The sequence below is a fragment of the Comamonas humi genome, from assembly GCF_054782535.1.
In genome coordinates, this window is the sequence record NZ_BAAGSH010000007.1 from 138,818 (window position 1) to 161,304 (window position 22,487).

26 protein-coding genes are annotated in these 22,487 nt (G+C 67.7%); 14 read left to right on the plus strand and 12 right to left on the minus strand.

Features of this window, described 5'->3' with window-relative positions; all coding sequences use genetic code 11:
• Positions 1–42: 42 nt before the first annotated feature.
• Complete coding sequence (locus ACYVKR_RS07785; protein ID WP_460480235.1) at positions 43–2,229, plus strand: hypothetical protein; 2,187 nt, start codon at positions 43–45, stop codon at positions 2,227–2,229.
• A gap of 163 nt (positions 2,230–2,392) precedes the next feature.
• A complete protein-coding gene (locus ACYVKR_RS07790; protein ID WP_460480236.1) occupies positions 2,393–2,761 on the plus strand; it encodes a 5-carboxymethyl-2-hydroxymuconate Delta-isomerase in 369 nt (122 codons plus the stop codon).
• A gap of 3 nt (positions 2,762–2,764) precedes the next feature.
• On the opposite strand, the gene ACYVKR_RS07795 is transcribed toward ACYVKR_RS07790, so the two are convergent.
• Positions 2,765–3,391 (minus strand): aminotransferase class IV, encoded by a 627-nt coding sequence (locus ACYVKR_RS07795; protein ID WP_460480237.1) that lies wholly within the window; start codon positions 3,389–3,391, stop codon positions 2,765–2,767.
• A complete protein-coding gene (pabB, locus tag ACYVKR_RS07800) occupies positions 3,391–4,545 on the minus strand; it encodes an aminodeoxychorismate synthase component I (protein WP_460480238.1) in 1,155 nt (384 codons plus the stop codon). The genes ACYVKR_RS07795 and pabB overlap by 1 nt, the downstream gene beginning before the upstream one ends.
• A 148-nt stretch (positions 4,546–4,693) precedes the next feature.
• Between pabB and panB the strand changes: the two genes are divergently transcribed.
• Both panB and panC read left to right on the plus strand, forming a co-directional pair.
• Positions 4,694–5,566, plus strand: a complete 873-nt coding sequence (gene panB / locus ACYVKR_RS07805) for a 3-methyl-2-oxobutanoate hydroxymethyltransferase (protein WP_460480239.1) — start codon at positions 4,694–4,696, stop codon at positions 5,564–5,566.
• Between the two features lie 21 nt (positions 5,567–5,587).
• Positions 5,588–6,445, plus strand: a complete 858-nt coding sequence (gene panC / locus ACYVKR_RS07810) for a 4-phosphopantoate--beta-alanine ligase (protein WP_460480240.1) — start codon at positions 5,588–5,590, stop codon at positions 6,443–6,445.
• A gap of 111 nt (positions 6,446–6,556) precedes the next feature.
• Here the strand turns inward: panC and ACYVKR_RS07815 are convergent, their stop codons facing one another.
• Complete coding sequence (locus ACYVKR_RS07815; protein ID WP_460480241.1) at positions 6,557–7,495, minus strand: LysR family transcriptional regulator; 939 nt, start codon at positions 7,493–7,495, stop codon at positions 6,557–6,559.
• Here ACYVKR_RS07815 and ACYVKR_RS07820 point away from each other — a divergent pair.
• Genes ACYVKR_RS07820 through ACYVKR_RS07835 form a run of 4 tightly spaced genes read left to right on the plus strand, consistent with a single transcriptional unit; the run spans position 7,494 to position 10,253 of the window.
• Positions 7,494–7,652, plus strand: a complete 159-nt coding sequence (locus ACYVKR_RS07820) for a hypothetical protein (RefSeq protein ID WP_460480242.1) — start codon at positions 7,494–7,496, stop codon at positions 7,650–7,652. The genes ACYVKR_RS07815 and ACYVKR_RS07820 overlap by 2 nt on opposite strands.
• Positions 7,649–8,905, plus strand: coding sequence for a diaminopimelate decarboxylase family protein (gene lysA, locus ACYVKR_RS07825; RefSeq protein ID WP_460480243.1), 1,257 nt, complete (start codon positions 7,649–7,651; stop codon positions 8,903–8,905). Before ACYVKR_RS07820 ends, lysA begins: the two co-directional genes overlap by 4 nt.
• A 25-nt stretch (positions 8,906–8,930) precedes the next feature.
• Positions 8,931–9,818, plus strand: coding sequence for an NAD(P)-dependent oxidoreductase (locus ACYVKR_RS07830; protein ID WP_460480244.1), 888 nt, complete (start codon positions 8,931–8,933; stop codon positions 9,816–9,818).
• Positions 9,819–9,824: 6 nt separating this feature from the next.
• The gene (locus ACYVKR_RS07835; RefSeq protein WP_460480245.1) at positions 9,825–10,253 is read left to right on the plus strand and encodes a pyrimidine dimer DNA glycosylase/endonuclease V; all 429 of its coding nucleotides are present in this window, start codon (positions 9,825–9,827) and stop codon (positions 10,251–10,253) included.
• 6 nt (positions 10,254–10,259) lie between these two features.
• Here ACYVKR_RS07835 and ACYVKR_RS07840 read toward each other — a convergent pair whose 3' ends face one another.
• The 4 genes from ACYVKR_RS07840 to ACYVKR_RS07855 form a co-directional block, all read right to left on the minus strand.
• Positions 10,260–11,261: an NAD(P)H-dependent glycerol-3-phosphate dehydrogenase gene (locus ACYVKR_RS07840; RefSeq protein ID WP_460480246.1), complete on the minus strand. Its 1,002-nt coding sequence runs from the start codon at positions 11,259–11,261 to the stop codon at positions 10,260–10,262.
• 109 nt (positions 11,262–11,370) lie between these two features.
• Positions 11,371–11,826 (minus strand): protein-export chaperone SecB, encoded by a 456-nt coding sequence (gene secB / locus ACYVKR_RS07845; protein ID WP_460480247.1) that lies wholly within the window; start codon positions 11,824–11,826, stop codon positions 11,371–11,373.
• A 97-nt stretch (positions 11,827–11,923) separates the two neighbouring features.
• Complete coding sequence (gene grxC, locus ACYVKR_RS07850; RefSeq protein WP_460480248.1) at positions 11,924–12,181, minus strand: glutaredoxin; 258 nt, start codon at positions 12,179–12,181, stop codon at positions 11,924–11,926.
• A gap of 13 nt (positions 12,182–12,194) precedes the next feature.
• Entirely contained in the window at positions 12,195–12,602 is a 408-nt protein-coding gene (locus ACYVKR_RS07855) for a rhodanese-like domain-containing protein (protein ID WP_460480249.1), read from the minus strand.
• Positions 12,603–12,770: 168 nt separating this feature from the next.
• Between ACYVKR_RS07855 and gpmA the strand changes: the two genes are divergently transcribed.
• From gpmA to ACYVKR_RS07875, 4 genes are all read left to right on the plus strand, one after another.
• Positions 12,771–13,514 carry a 2,3-diphosphoglycerate-dependent phosphoglycerate mutase gene (gene gpmA / locus ACYVKR_RS07860; protein ID WP_460480250.1) on the plus strand — a complete coding sequence of 248 codons (744 nt, stop codon included), beginning with the start codon at positions 12,771–12,773 and terminating at the stop codon, positions 13,512–13,514.
• A 110-nt stretch (positions 13,515–13,624) separates the two neighbouring features.
• Positions 13,625–15,118 (plus strand): S41 family peptidase, encoded by a 1,494-nt coding sequence (locus ACYVKR_RS07865; protein WP_460480251.1) that lies wholly within the window; start codon positions 13,625–13,627, stop codon positions 15,116–15,118.
• Between the two features lie 70 nt (positions 15,119–15,188).
• On the plus strand, positions 15,189–15,950 hold the full coding sequence (locus ACYVKR_RS07870; RefSeq protein ID WP_460480252.1) for a HesA/MoeB/ThiF family protein: 762 nt from the start codon (positions 15,189–15,191) through the stop codon (positions 15,948–15,950).
• A gap of 105 nt (positions 15,951–16,055) precedes the next feature.
• Complete coding sequence (locus ACYVKR_RS07875; RefSeq protein ID WP_460480253.1) at positions 16,056–16,454, plus strand: response regulator; 399 nt, start codon at positions 16,056–16,058, stop codon at positions 16,452–16,454.
• Between the two features lie 5 nt (positions 16,455–16,459).
• On the opposite strand, the gene ACYVKR_RS07880 is transcribed toward ACYVKR_RS07875, so the two are convergent.
• On the minus strand, positions 16,460–17,092 hold the full coding sequence (locus ACYVKR_RS07880; RefSeq protein ID WP_460480254.1) for a response regulator transcription factor: 633 nt from the start codon (positions 17,090–17,092) through the stop codon (positions 16,460–16,462).
• 84 nt (positions 17,093–17,176) lie between these two features.
• Here ACYVKR_RS07880 and ACYVKR_RS07885 point away from each other — a divergent pair, with 84 nt between their 5' ends.
• Together ACYVKR_RS07885 and ACYVKR_RS07890 are read left to right on the plus strand one after the other, a co-directional pair.
• Complete coding sequence (locus ACYVKR_RS07885; protein ID WP_460480255.1) at positions 17,177–18,604, plus strand: CHASE3 domain-containing protein; 1,428 nt, start codon at positions 17,177–17,179, stop codon at positions 18,602–18,604.
• A gap of 32 nt (positions 18,605–18,636) precedes the next feature.
• The gene (locus tag ACYVKR_RS07890; protein WP_460480256.1) at positions 18,637–19,242 is read left to right on the plus strand and encodes a mechanosensitive ion channel domain-containing protein; all 606 of its coding nucleotides are present in this window, start codon (positions 18,637–18,639) and stop codon (positions 19,240–19,242) included.
• A 103-nt stretch (positions 19,243–19,345) separates the two neighbouring features.
• Here ACYVKR_RS07890 and nagZ read toward each other — a convergent pair whose 3' ends face one another.
• From nagZ to recO, 4 genes are all read right to left on the minus strand, one after another.
• On the minus strand, positions 19,346–20,428 hold the full coding sequence (nagZ, locus tag ACYVKR_RS07895) for a beta-hexosaminidase (protein ID WP_460480257.1): 1,083 nt from the start codon (positions 20,426–20,428) through the stop codon (positions 19,346–19,348).
• 70 nt (positions 20,429–20,498) lie between these two features.
• Positions 20,499–20,891, minus strand: a complete 393-nt coding sequence (gene acpS / locus ACYVKR_RS07900; RefSeq protein WP_460480258.1) for a holo-ACP synthase — start codon at positions 20,889–20,891, stop codon at positions 20,499–20,501.
• A 52-nt stretch (positions 20,892–20,943) separates the two neighbouring features.
• A complete protein-coding gene (locus ACYVKR_RS07905) occupies positions 20,944–21,729 on the minus strand; it encodes a pyridoxine 5'-phosphate synthase (RefSeq protein ID WP_460480259.1) in 786 nt (261 codons plus the stop codon).
• A complete protein-coding gene (recO, locus tag ACYVKR_RS07910; protein WP_460480260.1) occupies positions 21,726–22,487 on the minus strand; it encodes a DNA repair protein RecO in 762 nt (253 codons plus the stop codon). The genes ACYVKR_RS07905 and recO overlap by 4 nt, the downstream gene beginning before the upstream one ends.

The window sequence follows — 22,487 nt, forward strand, 5'->3', positions numbered from 1 at the left end:
CACGCCCCTCTTTCACCACCCGTAAATTTTTTTAGGAAAAATATGCGAGTCATCCTGAATGCGCTTGCCGCCGCCGCCCTGGCGTGCGTGGGCCAGGCCACCTGGGCCGCCAACACCATTGCGCCCCAGAACGGCAACTGGATCATCACTTCGGAAATCAACGGCAAGCCCGGCCGCGGCATGGGCATTGACGTGCAGGACGGCATGTTCCTGATGCAGGTGTACGACTACACCAAGACCGGCGCGCCGACCTTCCACATGGCCGCTGGCACGATGGACAACAACAAGGTGGTCGCACCGCTGAAGTTCTACGAAGGCGGCCGCTCCTTCGGCAGCGGACCCACCGACGGCGAGGAAGCCGGCGATGCCGGCAATGTGGAGGTCACCTTCACCAGCCGCACCACGGGCACCATCAAGTTCCCCGGCGAAGAAGCCAAGCCCATGCAGCGCTTCAACTACGAAAGCACGCCCGAGGACAAGTTCTCCGATCCGGCCTATGTGGACCGCTGGGCCATGGTGGAGCTGGACGAGAACAACAAGCCCGTCAGCACCTGGTGGGCCGACATCGGCCTGGGCACGCAGATCAATCTGTCGTACAGCGCATCTGCTTCCCTGCCCTGGCCCTACAAGACCAGCACCAAGCACACCATCTACGGCTCCGAAGGCTCGCTGAACGCTTCGCTCTTCGCGCAGTGCGACTACAGCGGTGCCGACCTTACCTTTGTCTGCGAAGGCAATGCCATCGACAGCAAGCGCACCAGCACCCCGGTGGAGATCAGCCTGCAGCGCAGCCTGGACCAGCTGAGCGGCACCATCCAGTTCGGCGCCGAGGGCGACAAGCACCGCATCATCGGCGCCCGCATCACGCGCTCGGCCTACAAGCAGAAGGAGGATGGCCAGCCTGTGCTCTCCACCTACTTCCGGCCGGACTATGCACCGGAAGCTGGCACCTGGGTCGTCAGTTCCGAAATCACCGGCAAGGCCGGCCGCGGCCTGTCGATCGACCTGCAGAAGCCGGTGAACAGTGCAGACCCCCTGCTGTTCATGCCGGTCTACAACTATGCCCGCAATGGCGACGCCACCTTCCACTTGGCATTCGGCCCCCATATTCCCAGCACCATCCCGTCGCCCAGCAGGCCCAACCTGGCCCTCAATCAGTACAAGGGCGGTCGCTATTTCGGCAGCGGCGATCTGTCGGCCACATTCTCCAACTATGTCGGCAATGCCTACCTCCAGTTCACCTCCTCCTACCGGGGCACGGTGCAGTTCCCGGATGAGTATGACGTGCCCACACAGCGGTACTACTTCGGCATCAATTCTGTAAGCTCCGATGCCCTGCTTGGCCGATGGGTGGTGCTGGCCCACAGTGGCGTGATGAAGAGCCGGATCTTCAACTTTGTCAAGAACACTGGCGGCTCCGTCATCGACAAAGACAGCGGCTATGTCTGCGTGCAGGATAACTGGCTGGACTTCAATTTCCGCTGCAACTCCAGCACGGGTGCATCGGACTATCCGACCATCCGCTTCTCCACCGGCTTCTTCACCGCCGGCCGCGGCATCACTGGCGATGGTGGCCCCAATCCGAACTCGTCGCCCGAACTGGCCGTGATGCGCATCACCGACAAGGATGGCCAACTCGTGCAGGCAGGCCCCCTGTTGCCTGACGCCAATGCCGTCGACCCGGAACCGACGGAACCCACCACGCCCGAGCCCGGTACCCCGACCGAGCCAACTCCTACACCCACCCCAACTCCTACGCCCACCCCAACGCCCACCCCAACGCCCACACCTACTCCTACGCCCACGCCTACGCCTACGCCCGACCTTCAGCTGTATGAGGTGGAGAGCTCCAGCACGGGCGCAGTGACGGAAACCGAGCACCCCCTGCCCTACGAGGTGGGCACCACCATCAACGCCACCGTGAAGTGCACTGGCGGCTGCCCCGCGGACTACGAGGTCGCCTCCTTCAAGCTCGCGGCCCAAAGCAAGAGCTACACCATCACCAACCTGTCCGCTCAGAACCGGAGCGCCAATGCTGCCGAAATCCGCGTACGGTTCGAGGGCCTGACGGAGGGCCAGGTGATCCCCGCCGGCAAAGCCGTGAACTTCAAGCTGCGCAGCGATTACACCGGTGGCCGCATGATCAACGTGCAATACACCTTCATCATTGGGGAGACGAGTGAGCGCTTCCGCTACACCTCCAACCTCAGTACGGCGGTGACCCGCTAATCCCGAAGCCCAAGACGCCCAGCTGCCTCTTGGGCTTTTTCAACAGGACCGACGCCCACAAGCCTGTATCACCTGTTCGTGGTGCTTGCAGGTCCACGGCCCACTCCGTGCACGCTCACCGCACGCGGTGGGCCGCTTGTTTTTCACTTCCAGAGCATCCACCATGCCCCACCTGATCGTCGAATACACCGCCAACCTGGGCGATTTCCCCGAAGCGCAGTTGCTGGCCGAGTTGAACGATGCCGTCATCGCCAGCGGCCAGATTGCCATCGAGCACGATCTCAAGAGCCGCTGCGTGCGCAGCGGCAGCTTTGTGATCGGTGCCAGCGCCCACCAGGCCGAGCCGCGCGGCTTCGTGCATGCCGAGCTGCGCCTGCTGTCGGGCCGCACGCCCGAGATCAAGCGCGACCTGTCGGACCGCATCGCCGCCGTGCTGCGCCAGCACAGCCCGCACCCCGCCGGCATGCTGGTGCAGCTGAGCGTGGACATCGTCGATATGGACCGCGCCGCCTACAGCAAGGACAAGCTGTAATCCTTAACCAACCAGCTGCGCGTCCAGCCAGCCGCGCAGACTGTTGACAAAGGCCCAGCCCTGCGCGCGCGGCACGTCGTCCAGCCGCACCACCTGCTCCACCACACGCCCCTGCTGCAGCTGCACGGCCCGGCCCACGCCCGGCAGCAGGCCGCAGTGCAGCGGCGGCGTTACCCAGCGGCCATCGAGCCGCACGGCCACATTGCCGCGCGTGGTCTCCGTCAGCTCGCCATCCTCGTTGAACAGCACGGTGTCGAACACCGTGGCATCGGCCGGCTCAAAAGCCGCGTAGTGCTCGCGCCGCGAGGTCTTGAAGCGCACCCAGTCGCCGCGCGCCACGGCATTGGCCAGCGGCGCGCGGGCCAGTTGCAGCCGTACCGGCGTGGCCGTGGGCAATAGCGGCTGGGCCTGCGGCGCCACGCGCCCATCGCCAGCCAGGGCCAGGCGCACCCGCCAATCGCCCTGCCCGTGCTGCTCGCGCAGCGTTGCCAGCGCCTGATCGATGGCCGCCTCGGGCCAGGCGCGCCCGAAGTGCTGCGCCGCGCCCTGCATGCGCGCCAGGTGCAGCGGCAGGTGCACGAACCGGCCCTCCTTGAGCGCCAGGGTTTCCACGATATCGAAATCCGCCATCAGACCTTCTCCAGAAACATGCGTTTGTGGCCCCATTCCTGCCACTCGGCCTCGGCGCTGCTGCTGGCCGTGATGCCACTGCCGATGCCGCAGCGCAGCTCGCTACCGCGTGCAACGACGGTGCGGATGGGCACGTTGAAGGTGGCATGCAGGCCGCCCGTCTCGGCACCCGGCCGCACCACGCCCACCGCGCCACAGTACACGCCGCGCGGGCCGTTCTCCAGCCGGTGGATCCAGCGCATGGCCTGGCGCTTGGGCGCGCCGGTGATCGAGCCGCAGGGGAACAGCGCGGCAAACACCTCCGCCAGCCGCAGCCCGGGCCGGGTTTGCGCCACCACGTCCGAGGTCATCTGCCAGACCGTGGGCAGGGCCTCGGCATGGAACAGTCGCGGCACCTGCACGCTGTGCGGCAGCGCGATGCGCGACAGGTCGTTGCGCAGCAGGTCGACGATCATCACGTTCTCGGCGCGCTCCTTGGGCGAGGCGCGCATGGCCTCGGCGCTGGCCGCATCCTCGGCGGGCGTGGCGCCGCGCGCGGCCGTGCCCTTCATCGGCCGGGTGAGGATGCGCGCGCCGTCCCAGTCGAAGAACAGCTCGGGCGATACCGACAGCACCTGCTCGGCGCCGCTGTCGATGGCGGCCACATAGCCCATGGGCTGGGCTTGGCGCAGCGCGGCGAACAGCGCCGCTACATCGCTTGGCATGTCGCCCTGCATCTCGCCCAGCAGCTGCGTCGTGAGGTTGACCTGGTAGCAGTCGCCGGCGGCGATGGCCGCGAGGATCTCGGCGATGGCGGCATCGAACGCGGCCCGCCCGATGCCGGGCTGCCAGCGCACCCGGGGCGGCTGCGCCGCCGCATCGGGCTCTGCAAAATCCAGGGCTTGCTCGTGCACGCCAAACCAGGCCAGCGGCTCGCCAGCCGCCGGCGCATGCAGCGCACCGGCAAAGGCCGCGTCGAAGGCCTGCGCGGCCTCGTAGCGCAGCCAGCCCACGCACCAGTTTCCGGCGCGCGCCGCCTGCTCCACCGCGTCCAGCAGCGGCGCCACCTCCTCGGGACGGTAGGCGGCCAGCACGGCCTGCGGAGCGCCGAAACGCCGCCGCAGCCGCGGTGCGGCGGCATCGCGCGGATCAGGGAAATCGATGCAGGAATTCACGTCAAATCAGGCTCTGGCGCAGATGTATGTTGCGCAACAAGCTACATATATAAGAGCACACAATTTTAAGCGACACGACCCTATACCCCCGCCAGCGCACATCGTATAGACTCGCGGCACTTTGCACAGCCCCCAGCTTCCAGCCGCCATGACGTCTGCCTCCGCCACGCCCTACGGCACCATCCCGCCGGCCTCGCCGCTGCCGCAGCGCCGGCCCATCAGCCTGCCGCGCCTGGCGCAGATGCGCGCCGGCGGCGAGAAGATCACCATGCTCACCGCCTACGACGCGACCTTTGCCGCCGTGGCCGATGCCGCCGGCGTGGAGTGCATCCTCGTCGGCGACTCGCTCGGCATGGTCTGCCAGGGCCTGCCCAGCACCGTGGGCGTGTCGCTCGACGACATGGCCTACCACACGGCCAGCGTGGCGCGCGGCCTGCACCGGGTGCAGGGCACGGCCTGGCTGATCGCCGACCTGCCCTACGGCAGCTACCACGAATCGCGCGAACAGGCGCTGCGCAGCGCCTGCCAGCTGATGCAGGCCGGCGCCCACATGGTCAAGCTCGAGGGCGGCGGCTGGACGGCGCCCACCGTGCAATTCCTGGTCGAACGCGGCGTGCCCGTGTGCGCGCACCTCGGGCTCACGCCGCAGACCGTGCATGCGCTCGGCGGCTACCGCGTGCAGGGCCGCGATGACGCCGCCGCCGCCGTGATGCGCAGCCATGCGCACGAACTGCAGGACGCCGGCGCGTCGATGCTGGTGCTGGAGATGGTGCCCGCCCAGCTCTCGCGCACGCTCACCGACGAGCTGCCGCACTGCCACACCATCGGCATTGGCGCGGGCAGCGGCACCGCCGGCCAGGTGCTGGTGCTGCACGACATGCTGGGCATGAACCTGGGCAAGATGGCGAAGTTCGTGCACAACTTCATGGAAGACGCCGGCAGCGTGCGCGGCGCCATCGAGGCCTATGTGCAGGCCGTCAAGCACGGGCAGTTCCCCGACGACGCGGTGCACGCCTGGTAATCCTTTCCGCAGAACCTTTCCATGCAAATCGTCCACACCATTGCCGACCTGCGCGCCGCCCTGGCTGGCCGCGGCCGCCCTGCCTTCGTCCCCACCATGGGCAACCTGCACGACGGCCACCTGTCGCTGGTGCGCACCGCCCGCCAGCATGGCGACGTGGTCGTCGCCAGCATCTTCGTCAACCGGCTGCAGTTCCTGCCGCACGAGGATTTCGACAGCTACCCGCGCACCTGGGATGCCGACTGCGCCAAGCTCGAGGCCACCGGCTGCGATGTGCTGTTCGCGCCGCGCGAGGCCGACCTCTACCCCGAGCCGCAGACCTTCAAGGTGCAGCCCGACCCGGTGCTGGCCGACCTGCTCGAAGGGCATTTCCGCCCCGGCTTCTTCACCGGCGTCAGCACCGTGGTGATGAAGCTGTTCTCCTGCGTCTTCGCCACCACCGGCGGCGGCGCGGCGGTGTTCGGCAAGAAGGACTACCAGCAGCTGATGGTGATCCGCCGCATGGTGCAGCAGTTCGCGCTGCCCATCGAGATCATCGCCGCCGACACGGCCCGCGCCGACGACGGCCTGGCGCTCAGCTCGCGCAACGGCTACCTCAATGCCGGCGAGCGCCACGAGGCCATGGCCTTGTCGCAGGCGCTGCGCGGCCTGGCCGACCAGTGGCTGCAGGCCGGCGCCAGCGCGCCGCAGCAGGCGGCCGCGCTGGAGCAGCAGGCCCTGGCCGCGCTGCAGGCCCGCGGCTGGCAGCCCGACTACCTAACCGTGCGCCGCCGCGCCGACCTGCAACCCGCCGGCAGCGCCGACGGCGCCGGCCAGCTGGTGGCCCTGGGCGCGGCACGCCTGGGCGGCACGCGCTTGATCGACAACCTGGAGTTCTGACGCGCCTCGCGCTCAGCCACAAAAACAATAGCTGCTCGCGCTTGCTGCTTGGTGATTTCAAATAGAAATATATTTGAAATCCAGAATTAGCAAGCGCCAGCAGCTATCTTTTTAGGGCCGCAGCGCCAGCGCCGCCCGCTCCAGCGCCTGCAGCAGCCACTGCACCTCAGCCACCGCAGGGCGGTGCAGCGGCAACAGCATCTGCACCCGGTACGGAATCGAGAACGCCAGCGGCCGCAGCACCAGTTGCGGCCCGGCGCAGGCCTGGGCGGTGAAGCGGTTGACGATGGCCAGCCCCAGCCCCTGCTGCACCATGGCGCAGACGGCGACGGCGCTGTGCGTCTGCAGCCGCAGCTGGCGCTGCACGCCGGCGGCGGCAAACACGGCATCGATCTGCGCGCGGTAGGGGTCGCCCTCGGCCAGGCTGATGAAGGGCTGGCCGGCAAAATCGGCCGGCGCCAGCACGGGTTTGGCGGCCAGCGGATGGCCGGCGGGCAGCACCGCCACTTCGTCCAGCGGCGGCAGCGGCAGCGCGCGCGTGCCTGCAGGCGGGTCCGGCGGCTCGGCCGCCTCGGCCAGCCCCAGGTCGAAGCGCTGGGCGCTCATCCACTCCTCCAGCAGCGGCGACTCCTGCGGCGTGATGGCCATCTGCAGCGCGGCGGCTTCGGCCGGCAGACGTGCCAATGCCGCAGGCAGCAGCGCGTGCGAGAGCGCCGGCAGGCACAGCACCTCGAGCCGCGCCGGCGTGGCCTGGGCCAGCGCCTGGGCGCGGGCCACGACGCGCTCCAGCCCCTGCCACGAACGCTGCACCTCGTCCCACAGCGCCAGCGCCCGCGCATTGGGGCGCAGCCGGCCGCCGCCGCGCTCGAACAGCGCGTAGCCCAGCAGGCTTTCAAGCCGCGCCAGCTCGCGGCTCACCGTGGGCTGCGAGGTGTGCAGCAGCTGCGCGGCGCTGCTGACGCCGCCCGCCAGCATGATGGCGCGGAACACCTCGATGTGCCGGTGGGCAATACGGCCGGCGGCATCGGCCGGGTTGGATGGCGAAGACATGGCTCAGCATATCAAACATGAATACATCTACCAAAAAAAAGTATTCGACCAAATACTCAAAGCCGGGCATGATGGACCGGTAGATTTCAAGCATTTTTGGCATCCAGCGCCCTACCATCAAGCGCTGGTAGCTATTCATTCAAGAGCAAACCCATGAGCAATCCTTTCTCTCCCGACCTGCTGTGGCAGCTGGCCGACCAGTACGGCACCCCGCTGTGGGTCTACGACGCCGCCACCATCCGCGAGCGCATCGCCCAGCTCTCGGCCTTCGACACCGTGCGCTTCGCGCAGAAGGCCTGCTCCAACATCCACATCCTCAAGCTGATGCGCGAGCAAGGCGTGCAGGTCGATGCCGTGTCGCGCGGCGAGATCCTGCGCGCGCTGGCCGCGGGCTACACCGCAGGCAGCGCCGGTGGTGCGCCCAGCGGCATCGTCTTCACCGCCGACGTGATGGACGAAACCACGCTGGCCACCGTGGTCGAGCACCGCGTGCCGGTCAACGCCGGCTCCATCGACATGCTGCACCAGCTCGGCGCCGCGTCGCCCGGCCATGCGGTGTGGCTGCGCATCAACCCCGGCTTCGGCCACGGCCACAGCAACAAGACCAACACCGGCGGCGAGCACAGCAAGCACGGCATCTGGCACACCGACCTGACGATGGCGCTGGCGGTGATCGCCGAACGCGGCCTCAAACTCGAAGGCCTGCACATGCACATCGGCTCGGGCGTGGACTACAGCCACCTGCAGCAGGTCTGCGGCGCCATGGTGCAGCTGGTGCAGACCGCCAGCAATGCCGGCCACGACCTGCACGCCATCTCGGCCGGCGGCGGCCTGTCCATCCCGTACAAGCCGGGCGACGCCACCATCGACACCCAGCACTACTTCGGCCTGTGGGACGCCGCGCGCAAGCAGGCCGAGGCCATCGTCGGCCACGCGCTGGCGCTGGAGCTGGAGCCGGGCCGCTACCTCGTGGCCGAGTCCGGCGTGCTGCTGGGCCAGGTGCGCGCCACCAAGGACGCGGGCAGCAACCATTTCGTGCTGGTGGACACCGGCTTCAACGAGCTGATGCGCCCCGCCATGTACGGCAGCCACCATGCCATGCACATCCAGCGGCGCGGCGCGGGCGTTCTCCCCGACGCACGCGACGCCGTGGTGGCCGGGCCGCTGTGCGAATCGGGCGACGTCTTCACCCAAGGCGACGGCGGCGTGGTGCTGCCGCGCACGCTGGGCGATGCCCAGGTGGGCGACCTGCTCGTGATCCACGACACCGGCGCCTACGGCGCCTCGATGTCCAGCAACTACAACACCCGTCCGCTGGCGGCCGAGGTGCTGGTCGATGGCGGCCAGGCGCGCCTGATCCGCCGCCGCCAGACCGTGGACGAGCTGCTCGCGCTAGAGTTGGGCCTGTAAGCACCCAACGACAAGGAGACTGGATATGGCAGCAGCGCAGCCCGTGGTGGGCCTGATCGGCGTCGGCCTGATGGGCCACGGCATTGCCCGCAACGTGGCCCGCAAGGGCTTCTCGCTCCAGGTGCTGGAGCACCCCGGCAACCAGCCGCTCGATGAACTGCTCTCGCTGGGCGCCCAGACCTGCCGCACGCCGGCCGAGCTGGCGGCGCGCTGCGACGTCATCATCCTCTGCGTGACCGGCTCGCCGCAGGTCGAGGCCGTGCTCACCGGCGGCGACGGCGTGCTGCGCCAATTGCGCCCAGGCGCCATCGTCGTGGACTGCTCGACCTCGGTGCCCGCCTCCACCGAGCGCATGGCCCAGGCCGTGCAGGCCGCCGGCGGCCGCTTCATCGACGCGCCCATGACCCGTACCGCGCAACAGGCGCACGACGGCACGCTCAACCTGCTGGTCGGCGGCGACGCCGCCGTGCTCGACGCGGTGCGCCCGGTGCTCGCCAGCTTCACCGAGACGCTGACCCATGTCGGCCCCATCGGCGCCGGCCACCGCATGAAGCTGCTGCACAACTTCGTCTCGGTGGGCAGCATGGCCCTGCTCGCCGAAGCCACCGCCTGCGCGCGCGGCACCGGCATGGACATGCAGGTCTTCCACGACGTGCTGGCCGGCGGCGGCGGTGCGGGCGTGGCGCTGCAGCGCCTGTCGTCCTTCATCCTGCGCGACGATCCCTCGGGCATCGCGTTCTCGGTCGCCAACGCCGCCAAGGACCTGGGCTACTACAGCACGATGGCGCACGACGCCCAGGCCACCAGCCGCATCGCCGACGCGGCCGCGGCCAACCTGCAGTCGCAGGTCGATGCCGGGCATGGCGCGGCCATGCTGCCAGAGCTGATCCGGCTGCTGGCCACCGACAGGTAATCCGCCATGCGCCTGTGGTCGCTGCACCCGAAGTATCTGGACCCGCAAGGCCTGGTGGCCTGGTGGCGCGAAACCCTGCTCGCGCAGGCCGTGCTGCACGGCGAGACGCGCGGCTACCGCCACCATCCGCAGCTCGACCGCTTCAAGCGCCACGCCGATCCGCTGGCGGCCATGTCGCGGTACCTGCGGGCCATCCACACGGAGGCCGAGGCACGCGGTTATTCGTTCGACAAGGGCAAGATCAAGCCGGCCGCAGACGCCGGCCTGCTGGCGGTCACGTCCGGCCAGATGGCCTTCGAATGGACGCACCTGCAGGCCAAGCTGCGGCAGCGCAATCCGGCGGTGCGTGAGCGCTGGCAGGGTGTGGAGACACCCGAACCACACCCGCTGTTCGAGGTCCACCCCGGCCCCATCGAGCCGTGGGAACGCCCATAGATAACACTACTCTGCCCGCGGCTCGCGCGCCATCAGCGCCTGCACGGCCTCGTGCACCGGCAGCGTGCCGGCCAGCAGGGCCACCACGGTTTCGGTGATGGGCATCTGCACCCGCAGCGCCTGCGCGCGGGCCAGCACGGTGCGCGCGCTGTACACGCCCTCGGCCACATGGCCCAGCGACTGTACGGCCTGCTCCAGGCTCTGGCCCTGCGCAAGCAGCAGGCCGATCTTGCGGTTGCGCGACAGGTCGCCGGTGGCCGTGAGCACCAGGTCGCCCAGGCCCGACAGGCCCATGAAGGTGTCGGCCTGCGCGCCGAGCGCCAGGCCCAGGCGCGTCATCTCGGCCAGGCCGCGGGTGATGAGCGCGGCACGCGCATTCAGCCCCAGCGCCAGGCCATCGCACAGGCCGGTGGCGATCGCCAGCACGTTCTTGACGGCGCCACCCACCTCGACGCCGGTGATGTCGGCATTCGCATAGACCCGCAGGTTGCCGCCATGGAAGGCCTGCACCAGCGCATCGCGCACGGCGGCATGCGGGCTGGCCGCCACCAGCGCCGTGGGCTGGTGGCGCGCCACCTCCTGCGCAAAGCTGGGGCCGCTGAGCACGCCGGCCTGCAGCCGCGGCGCCACCTGCGCGCAGACCTCGCTGGCCAGCAGGCCGTAGGTGCCGGCAGGTGCATCGGCGGGCACGGCCTCGAAGCCCTTGCACAGCCAGGCCAGCGGCAGCAGGCAGTCGCGCAGCTCGGTCAGCCAGCCGCGCAGCGCCGCCATGGGCGTGCCCAGGATCACCAGATCCGCATCTGCCAGCAACGCCTGCACATCACCGCCCACGACCTGCAGCGCCGGCGGAAAGGCTATGCCCGGCAGATAGCGCGTGTTCTCGCGCTGCGCCTGCATGGCCTGCGCCTGGGCCGCGTCGCGGGCCCACAGGCGAACCTCATGCCGGGCCGCCGCATTCATGGCCAGCGCCGTGCCCCAGGCGCCCGCGCCAATGACCACCATCTTCATAGCAAACTACCTTTATCCAATCTGCGCCAGCCCGATCATAGGGCGTATAGATGACAAAGGCCTCGTGCCCGTGGGGCAAGAGGCCTTGCGCGAGGCGGATGCCGCCCGTTTACTGGGGCAGCGACTCGGTGGCGCCGTTGGCGGCAGCCTGCTGCTGCTCGTACATGGCCTGGAAGTTAATCTCGGCCAGGTGCACCGGCGGGAAGCCCGCGCGGGTCACGATGTCGGCCACGTTGCCGCGCAGGTAGGGGTAGATGATCTGCGGGCAGGCCACGCCGATCACGGCACCCATCTGGTCTTCGGGGATGTTGCGGATCTCGAAGATGCCGGCCTGCTTGGCCTCGACCAGGAACACGGTCTTGTCCTGGATCTTGGTCTGCACGGTGGCAGTCACGGCCACCTCGAAGATGCCTTCGGCCACCGGGGTGGCTTCCACGCCCAGCTGGATGTCCACGCTCGGCTGCTCTTGCTCGAGCAGGATGGCAGGCGAGTTCGGTTGCTCCAGCGACGCGTCCTTCAGGTACACGCGTTGGATCTGGAACACGGGATTGTCTTGGTCGGCCATGTGTTGATGTCTTTCGATGAAAACCGTTGAGAAATGGGAAAAATCTGGAAGCCGCCGGAGCGCCAGCGCGCATTATGCAGCGCGCAGCCCTGCGCGATCAGTTGCCCAGCAGGGGCACCAGGCCGCCGCGCTGGTCCAGCGCCATCAGGTCGTCGCAGCCGCCCACGTGGGTGTCGCCGATGAAGATCTGCGGCACGGTGCGGCGGCCGGTCACTTCCATCATGTGGGCGCGCTGGCCGGGGTCCTGGTCGATGCGGATCTCCTCGATCGCCTCGACGCCCTTGGACTTGAGGATCTGCTTGGCCCGGATGCAATAGGGGCAGACAGCCGTGGTGTACATCTTCACGGGTTGCATGGCGCTACTCCTTTCAGGCCTTCTCGATGGGCATCTGCGCATCGCGCCAGGCCTTCATGCCGCCGGCCAGGGCCTGCGTATTGGCATAGCCGAGCTTCTGCGCCACGGCCACGCCGCGCTGCGCACGCTGGCCCTGGGCGCAGACCAGCACCACCGGCAGCGCCTTGTTTTTGGCCACCTGGGGCAGCTTTTCCTCCAGCTGCGTCAGCGGCACGTGCTTCGCACCGACGATGTGGCCCTCGGCGAATTCAGCCTCGTCGCGCACGTCCACCACCACGGCCTTCTCGCGGTTGATGAGCTGCACCGCGTTCGCCGCGGACAGGGAGCCGCCGCCCATGCCCTTCATGGCGGGCATCAGCAGCAACGCCCCCGAGCCAATGGCCAGCACGATCAGATACCAGTTGTCGATAAAGAAGCTCACACCAATCCTTGTACAAAGCCGCAAAAAGCCTTGCATTTTAGAAGCCCTGCAGCAGCACGCCGGCAAATGGGCCTTTTCGGTGACAGTGCCATGAAACCGGCCCTCTACAATGTGGCCCCAATACGCCCACCCGGCGACCCGTTTTCACTAGCATCCTCGAGGAAATTCATGCACAAGCTCGTTCTGATCCGCCATGGCGAATCGACCTGGAATCTGGAAAACCGCTTCACCGGCTGGACCGACGTGGACCTGACCGCCACCGGCATCGCCCAAGCCAAACAGGCGGGGCAACTGCTCAAGGCCGAGGGCTATGACTTCGACATCGCCTACACCAGCGTGCTCAAGCGCGCCACGCGCACGCTGTGGCATGTGCTGGACGAAATGGACCGCACCTGGCTGCCCGTGGTGCACAGCTGGCGCCTGAACGAGCGCCACTACGGCGGCCTGCAGGGCCTGAACAAGGCCGAGACCGCCAAGAAATATGGCGACGAGCAGGTGCTTGTCTGGCGCCGCAGCTACGACACCCCACCGCCGGTGCTGGAAGCCGGCGATCCGCGCAGCGAGCGCGGCGACCGCCGCTACGCTGGCCTGGCCGACGGCGACGTGCCGCTGACCGAGTGCCTGAAGGACACCGTCGCCCGCGTGCTGCCGTTCTGGAACCAGGCCGTGGCCCCCGCCATCCAGAGCGGCCAGCGCGTGGTGATCGCCGCGCACGGCAACTCCATCCGCGCCCTGGTCAAGTACCTGGACAAGATCTCCGACGACGAGATCGTGGGCCTGAACATCCCCAACGGCATTCCGCTGGTGTATGAGCTGGACGCACAGCTGCAGCCCATCCGCCGCTACTACCTGGGCGACGCCGAGGCGGCCCAGGCGGCCGCCAACGCCGTCGCCAACCAGGGCAAGGCCTGACCGGCCCAAGCCCCAGGTAAAGACCGTGCAAAAGCTCCAGCACTCCGGAACCCCTGCCGACGGCGGGGCTCTAGGGTGTATATTGGAGCGCTATTGAATTGATGGGATATATGGGCGAGAAACTCAAGATTGCCGGCTGGGTGTCACTGGGCGTGGTGGCTGGCGCGCTCACCACCGTTTCGTTGCAGACCGTGGCTCGCGGCTCGCTGTCGCCGATGCCGCTGGAGGAAATCCAGCAGATGTCTGCCGTCTTCGGCCTGATCAAGACCGACTACGTCGAATCGGTGGACGACAAGAAGCTCATCACCGATGCCATCTCCGGCATGGTCTCGGGGCTGGATCCGCACTCGCAGTACTTCGACAAGAAGACCTTCAAGGAATTCCAGGAAGGCACTTCGGGCAAGTTCGTCGGCGTGGGCATCGAGATCACGCAGGAAGACGGCCTGATCCGCATCGTCTCGCCCATCGAGGGCTCGCCCGCCGACCGCGCCGGCCTCAAGACCAACGACCTGATCACGAAGATCGACGAAGCCGCCGTGAAGGGCCTGTCGCTGAACGACGCGGTCAAGCGCATGCGCGGCCAGCCCAACACCAAAGTCACGCTCACCATCTTCCGCAAGGACGAGAGCCGCACCTTCCCGGTGACCATCACCCGCGAGGAGATCAAGACCCAGTCGGTCAAGGTCAAGATGGTCGACTCCGGCTACGCCTGGGTGCGCATCTCGCAGTTCCAGGAGCGCACGGTGGATGACTTCGTGCGCAAGGTGGACGACCTGTACAAGCAGAACCCCGATATCAAGGGCCTGGTGCTCGACCTGCGCAACGACCCCGGCGGACTGCTGGATGCGGCCGTGGCCCTCTCCGCAGCCTTCCTGCCCAAGGACGTGACCGTGGTGTCCACCAACGGCCAGTTGGCCGAGAGCAAGGCCATCTTCCGCGCCAGCCCCGAGTTCTACGCGCGCCGCGGCGCCGATCCGCTGCGCTCGCTGCCGGCGGCGCTCAAGAGCGTGCCGATGGTGGTGCTCGTCAACGAAGGCTCGGCCTCGGCCAGCGAGATCGTGGCGGGTGCGCTGCAGGACCACAAGCGCGCCGTGCTGATGGGCGCGCAGACCTTCGGCAAGGGCTCGGTGCAGACCGTGCGCCCGCTGGGCCCGGACACCGGCATCAAGCTCACCACGGCCCGCTACTACACCCCGAGCGGCAAGTCCATCCAGGCCAAGGGCATCGTGCCCGACATCATGGTGGACGAGACCGCCGAAGGCGACCTGTTCGCGGCGCTGCGCATGCGCGAGGCCGACCTGGACAAGCACCTGGCCAGCGGCCAGGGTGCCGAAGAGAAGGACGAAGCCCGTGAAAAGGCCCGCGAAGCCGCCCGCAAGCGGCTGGAGGATGAGGCGAAGAAGCCCGAGTCCGAGCGGCGCCCGCCCGAGCTGGGCTCCGACAAGGACTTCCAGCTGCAGCAGGCCCTGCTCCAGCTCAAGGGCCAGCCGGTCAAGGTCAGCCAGACCAAGACCGAGCGCCCCGAAGAGAAGAAGGACGACGACGGCAAGACCCCCGCCCCCAAGGAGGACAAGCCTTCCGGCGGTACCATCCAGAAGAAGTAACGGCCACCGCTCCCCCACCCCAGGCTGGTGCCGCAAGCGCGCACCAGCCTTTTCTTTGCACTGCACTGCCATGGACGACCAACAACTGCTGCGCTACTCCCGGCACCTGATGCTGGACGAGATCGGCATCGAGGGCCAAGAGCGGCTGCGGGCCGCGCATGCGCTGGTCGTCGGCGCCGGCGGCCTGGGCAGCCCGGCGGCCCTGTACCTGGCCTCGGCGGGCGTGGGCACCATCACGCTGGTGGACGACGACGCGGTGGACCTGACCAACCTGCAGCGACAGATCGCGCACACCACGGCGCGCATCGGCATGCCCAAGGTGCAGTCCTGCGCCGCGGCGCTGCACGAGATCAACCCCGATGTCGTCGTACACCCGGTCCAGAAACGGGTGGCGCAGGATGAGCTGGGCGCGCTGGTGGCCCAGGCCTCGGTGGTGCTCGATTGCACCGACAACTACCTTACCCGCCAGGCCATCAACCGGGCCTGCGTGGAGCACGCCAAGCCGCTGGTCAGCGGCGCGGCGATCCGCTTCGACGGGCAGATCTCGGTGTTCGACCGGCGCTCGTCCAAAGGCCCCTGCTACGCCTGCCTGTTCTCGCCCGACGAGCAGTTCGAGGAAGTGAGCTGCTCCACCATGGGCGTGTTCGCGCCGCTGGTGGGCATCATCGGCGCAATGCAGGCCTGCGAGGCGCTGAAGATCCTCGCCGGGGTCGGCGAGTCGCTCGACGGACGCCTGCTGATGCTGGACGCCAAGCACATGGAATGGACGCGCATGACCGTGGGCGCCAACCCGGATTGCCCCGTGTGCGGCCCCGGGCGCACGCCCGGCTGAATTGGCATTTGTCCTACCTGCGGAGCGGTCCCGGACTGTCTTTCGCCCCATAGGGCGCTGCTATGATCGTTACAGTGTGACACAGGTACCGATTGTGCTGCCGGTATGCCCAATAAGCTGAGAACCTATCTGGTGGAGGACAACCCCACCATCCGCGACAACCTCATCGCCACGCTCGAAGACCTGGCCGAGGTGGTCGCCATCGGCTATGCGGAAACCGAAACCGCCGCCAAGTCCTGGCTGCGCTCCAACGAAGACTCCTGGGACCTGGCGATCGTGGACATCTTCCTGCAGGAAGGCAGCGGCCTGGGCGTGCTCGAGCACCTGCAGCAGCGCGGCGCGCACCAGCACATGGTGGTGCTGAGCAACTACTCCACGCCCAGCATCCGCGCCCGCTGCACCCAGCTGGGCGCCGACCGGGTGTTCGACAAGTCGCAGGACATCGACGCGCTGATCGACTTCTGCGTCGAGTATGCCCAGAGCGGCAACCTGCCGAAGCAGTAGCGCCCTCAGTCGATCAGGCCCTTCTTGAGGGCGTAGTACGTCAGGTCGCTGTTGGACGACAGTGCCATCTTTTCCATCAGCCGGGTGCGGTAGGTGCTCACGGTCTTCACGCTCAGCGAGAGTGATTTGGCGATGTCGCCCGCGGTCTCGCCGCGCGCGAGCTTGAGGAAGACCTGGAACTCGCGCTCGGACAGCTGCTCGTGCGGTGGCACGTCGTCCTTGCGGTTGAGCTGCTGGGCCAGCAGCTCGGCCACGGTGGGCGTCAGGTAGCGCTTGCCCAGCGAGATGGTGCGGATTGCCTCGACGATCTCCAGCGGATCGCATTCCTTGTTCAGGTAGCCGCTGGCGCCCTGGCGGATCAGGTTGATGGCGTAGTGCTCCTCGGGGTAGCCGCTGAGGATCAGGATGCCCATGTCGGGCGCCTTGGCCCGCAGCATGGCGAGCGCGTCGATGCCGCTCTGGCCGGGCATGGACAGGTCCATCACCAGCACGTCGATTTCTTCGTTGCGCACCAGGTCGATGGCCTCGCGGCCATTGGCCGCCTCGCCCACCACCCGCAGGTCCACATGCTCGCCGAAGAACTGCTTGAGTCCGGAGCGCACAATGGCGTGGTCATCCACAATCCCGACCTTGATCATTCAGACTCCTGTTCTTGCCGTCGGTACAAACCCGACTGCTCTATTATTCACAAATCTCCGATACATCCAAACAAAGGAAATAGCATGCGTTGGTCGCACCTGCGCAAGTGGGCCATCAGCCTGCCTGCCGCCTTCCTGGCCGCAGCCATTCTGATCGGCATCAACGAAATCGGGTACTTCCGCTCGCACCAGGCACTGGAGACGCTGAACGGGAGCTTCCACACCCGCACCGCCATCGACAAGCTGCTGCAGCAGATCGTGGATGCGGAGACCGGCGTGCGCGGCTACCTGCTCACCTCCGACAACAGCTACCTCGACCCATACAAGGCCTCGGTCACCAACATCAACAGCACCATCGACAACCTGCGCAAGGCCTACGGCGCGCATTCCGAGGACCAGCTGGCCTCGTCGCGCCTGGGGCTGGAGGTGTCCAAGAAGATCGCCGAGCTGGACATGAGCATCCAGCTGCACGACCAGGGTTTCGACGGCGCGTGGAAATACATCATCTCCCACCCCTCGGCGCAGGACAACATGGACAGCATCCGCCAGCTCGCGCGCCAGCTGGTGGAGCACAGCGACAACCAGCGCGCCACCAACGAGGCCGAGATCGTGCGCTCGCTGATGCTGGCGCGCCTGGGCATCGCCATCGTCACCGTCATCGGGCTGATCGCCTTCTACCTCTACCTGCGCCAGAGCGGCACGCTGACCGAGTTCATGATCCGCGAGCAGAAGTCGCTGGAGCAGGAGCGCGACCGGCTCGAAGCCCTGGTGCGCGAGCGCACCGCCACGCTGGGCGAGCTGGCCACGCACCTGCAGCAGGTGCGCGAGGACGAACGCGCCCATCTGGCGCGCGAACTGCACGACGAACTGGGCGCGCTGCTGACGGCGGCCAAGCTCGACGTGGCGCGCCTCAAGTCGCGGGTGGACATGCAGTCCGTCGACGTGGCCGACCGCATCAAGCACCTCACCGACACGCTCAACAGCGGCATCGCGCTCAAGCGCCGCATCATTGAGGACCTGCGGCCCTCGTCGCTGTCCAACCTGGGACTGGCGGCCTCGCTGGAGATCCTGACCGAGGAGTTCGCCAAGAGCAGCAACATCACCGTGGACCTGAACATGGAATCCATGGAACTGGCCGAGGCCACCGAGCTGACCATCTACCGCCTGGTGCAGGAGTCGCTGACCAACATCGGCAAATACGCCCAGGCCAGGAACGTGCTGGTGAACGTGCAGAACTACCCCAGCCACATCGCCATCCAGGTGCGCGACGACGGCGTGGGCTTCGATGCGCAGCAGGTGCGCCCCAGCTCGCACGGCCTGGCCGGCATGAAGCACCGGGTGGAGGCCGCGGGCGGACGCCTGACCGTGGCCTCGGTGCGCAACCAGGGCACACAGATCACCGCCGTGCTGCCGCACGACTCCGCCAAGCCGGTTGCCGCTTCCGCTACCATGCGGGTGGGCGTGACGCCGGCCGCGCCGCCCCTCGCGCCCCCCGTGCCGCCCCTGCCCTGAAAGGCCTGCGGCCGCCGCTCCATCCGTTACCCATGTTGCATTTGAAATCCCTGCTGCCCGTCTGGGCCGAGGAATGGCGAGACATCATCGTCCCCGGCCTGCAGATCGTCCTCATCGTCGCCATCGCCGCCCTGCTGCACTATCTGCTGCGCAAGCTCACGCGTCGCATCGCGCAGCGCTACGACTGGCCGCTGGAGCTGGAGGTGCCGGTCAAGGGCGTGCTGCGCTGGCTGATCGTGGGCATCAGCTTCCTGCTGGTGCTCGAGCGCGTGGGCGTGAGCGCCAGCGTGCTGTGGACCGCCATCTCGGGCTTTGCCGCCGTGGGCGCGGTCGCCTTCTTCGCGGCCTGGAGCGTGCTGTCCAACTTCTTCTGCGCGCTGCTGATCTTCACCGCCCGGCCCTTCCGCCTGGGCGACCACATCGAGGTCATCGACACCTTCGACAAGCCCGGCGCGCGCGGCCGCGTGGTCGACATCAACATGCTCTACACCACCATCGAGGACGGCAGCGCCGAGCATGGCGGCGCCGCCTTCCTGCAGGTGCCCAACACGCAGATCTTCCAGAAGACCGTGCGCCGCTGGAAGCACCCACCCGCGCCGCACACCTTGTCGCCGGTGGGTGAGATCATTCAAAAATAAGAGCTGCCAGCGCTTGATGCACAAGGATTTCCAATACAAATGCATTGGAAATCCCTATCTATCAAGCGCCAGCAGCTCCTTGTTTTGAAGCGCCCGCCCTGGCTCAGGGCAGCAGGTCCAGCGCGCGCATGTAGGCCGGCTGCACCATCAGCTCGTCCCACACCTGCGGCGGGGTGTCGGGCAGCAGCGCCAGGCGGCGCGATTCGCTGTCCTCGTCGGGCGTCCAGCGGCCGCTGCGCTGGGCATCTTCCATGCCGGCCAGCAGCCCGTCCAGGTGCTCGCCGAAGCCCAGGCTCTGGTTGCACAACAGCACCAGGTCGCAGCCGGCCGAGAGCGCGGCCAGCGCCGCGTCGGTGTAGCCGATCAGTTGGCCACCGATGCGCCGCGCGCCCTCCATGCTCAGGTCGTCGCTGAAGATTGCGCCGTCGTAGCCCAGGCGGCCGCGCAGCACGTCCTTGAGCCACTTCTCGCTGAAACCCGCGGGGCGCGCATCGACCTTGGGATAGACCACGTGCGCCGGCATCACTGCGGTGAGCACGGACGACAGCCAGGGGTACGGCGCCGCGTCTTCGGCCAGGATGGCCGAGAGGCTGCGCCGGTCGACGGGAATGTCCACATGCGAATCGGCCTTGACGTAGCCGTGGCCGGGAAAGTGCTTGCCGCAGTTGCCCATGCCGGCCTGCAGCAGGCCGTGCATCAGGCTCTTGGCCAGCGCCGCGACCACGCGCGGGTCGCGGTGGAAACTGCGGTCGCCGATGACGCTGCTCTCGCCGTAATCGAGGTCGAGCACGGGCGTGAAGCTGAAATCCACGCCGCAAGCGCGCAGCTCGCTGCCCAACACGTAGCCGGCGGCGGTGGCGGCGTTCATGGCCCGCATCGCGCCACTGCCCGCGCCGGCCTTGCCGTCCTGCATCCACAGCTCGCCGAAGGCGCGCATCGCCGGGATGTGCGTGAAGCCATCGGTGCGAAAGCGCTGCACGCGGCCGCCTTCGTGGTCCACGCAGACCAGCAGGTCGGGCTTGATGGCCTTGATCTCGGCGCACAGCTGCACCAGCGCCGCGCGACTGCTCCAGTTGCGGGCGAAGAGGATGATGCCGCCCACCAGCGGATGGGCCAGGCGCCGCCGGTCCGCGTCGGTCAGTGCGGTGCCGGCAATGTCGATGATCAGGGGCGCGTGCAAAGTCATGGCAGATGGATACTATGAAAAAATGAGCTATTGACGCTTGCTGGATAAGCGCCATCGGTCGATTTGGCTATCAATCCTTCTCGACCACGCAGAAGCTGGCGGCGTACTCGGACTCGTCGGTGACGGTGATGTGCGCCTTCAGCCCCTGGGCCTCGAACCAGGTCTTGAGTTCGCCGTGCAGGCGGATCTCAGGCTTGCCCGAGCGCAGGTTGATGATCTCGCAGAGCCGCCAGGTCATGGGCATGCGCATGCCCAGGCCCACGGCCTTGGAGAACGCCTCCTTGGCCGAGAAGCGCGTCGCCAGGTAGCGCACGCCGCGCTCGGGCCAGCGCGCCGAGCGCGCCTGCCAGACCTGCCACTCGCCCTCGGCCAGCACCTTGCGTGCAAAGCGGTCGCCGTTGCGCTCGAGCGCCGCGCGAATGCGGCGGATGTCGCAGATGTCGGTGCCTATGCCGTAGATCATGGTTTTGAAGGAAATTGGCCTCTGGTGCCCATGCAGCAAGCGCCAGCAGCTATCAACCCAGTAGCACGCCGTCCGGCCGCGCCTCCAGGCAGCGCAGGTAGGCGCGCACGGCCTCGGCGTAGCCGATCTCCAGCGCGTCGGCGACGAAGGCATGGCCGATGGACACCTCGAGCACGCCCGGCACCTGCGAGACAAAGGGCGTGAGGTTGCGCAGGCTCAGGTCGTGCCCGGCGTTCACGCCCAGGCCGGCCTGCTGCGCGGCCTTGGCCGCTTCGGCATAGCGGCGCAGCTCGACCGCCTGCTGCGCGGTGCCGAAGGCCGCGGCATAGGGCTCGGTGTACAGCTCGACCCGGTCCGCGTCCACGGCCTTGGCCGCGGCCATCTGCTCGGGCGCCGGGTCCATGAACAGGCTCACGCGCACGCCCAGGGCCTTGCACTCGGCGATCAGGGGCTTGAGGCGCTCGGCGTCCTGCGGAAAGCTCCAGCCATGGTCGCTGGTGAACTGGCCTTCGCTGTCGGGCACGAAGGTGGCCTGCGAGGGCCGCAGCTCGCGCACGAAGTCCATCAGGTTGTGGAAGGGGTTGCCCTCGATGTTGAACTCGCGCGGCTCGGGCCAGGTGGCCAGCACCTCGGCGAGCTTGTACACGTCGTCGGGACGGATGTGGCGCTCGTCCGGCCGCGGGTGCACGGTGATGCCCTGCGCACCGGCCTCCAGGCACAGGCGCGCGGCCCGGGTCACGCTGGGAATGCCCAGGTGGCGCGTATTGCGCACCAGGGCGACCTTGTTGAGATTGACCGACAGCGCAGTCCTGGCGGTCTTGGAAGCAGTAGGCGTCATAGCGATTGAATGTCCATCATCAGCTGGCGGGTGCGCAACACCGTCTGTCCGCAGTGGTGTTGCAGCAAGGTCCTCAATTGGGCTTTTAACTCGCCGGCACACAACGCGCAAGCCCGCAGCACGGCCGGATAGGGATTTGGAGCCGCCAGCGCCGCCTCGAGTTCCAGCCAGCGCGCGCCGGCCAGGCCCGAACGCTCGGCATCGCCGGCGGCGCGCAGCCCGGCCTCGGGCGTGATCACGTAGCGCTGCGCGGGCGCGAGCGCCTGCAGCGACAGCGTCTGCGCATCGAGCGCGGGCAGCAGGCCCAGCTCGCGCAGCAGCAGCAGCTCGAAGGCGCGCAGCACCGGCTCCAGGGCGTCGCCATGGTCGCTGGCCAGCACGCGCACCACGCCGGCATACACGTCGAACAGCGCGGCGAACGGGTCTTCGCGCGCCAGCAGGCGCATGAGCAGCTCGTTCAGGTACAGGCCGGCGAGCAGGCTGTCGCCGCTGGGCATCACATGGCCGCCTGCCCATTCGGCGCTTTTCAGCGTGTGGATGTCGGAGCTGCCCTCGGCAGCCATGCCATAGGACAGGCGCAGCGGCTGCAGCGCCAGCAGCACCGGGCGGAAGCTGGACGTGGGCTTCTTCGCCCCCTTGGCCACCAGCGCCACCCGGCCGCGGTGGCGGGTGAAGCACTCCAGGATCAGGCTGGACTCGCTCCAGTCGTAGCGGTGCAGGATGAAGGCCGGCTCTTCGGAGACGCGTTTGATCGCCAT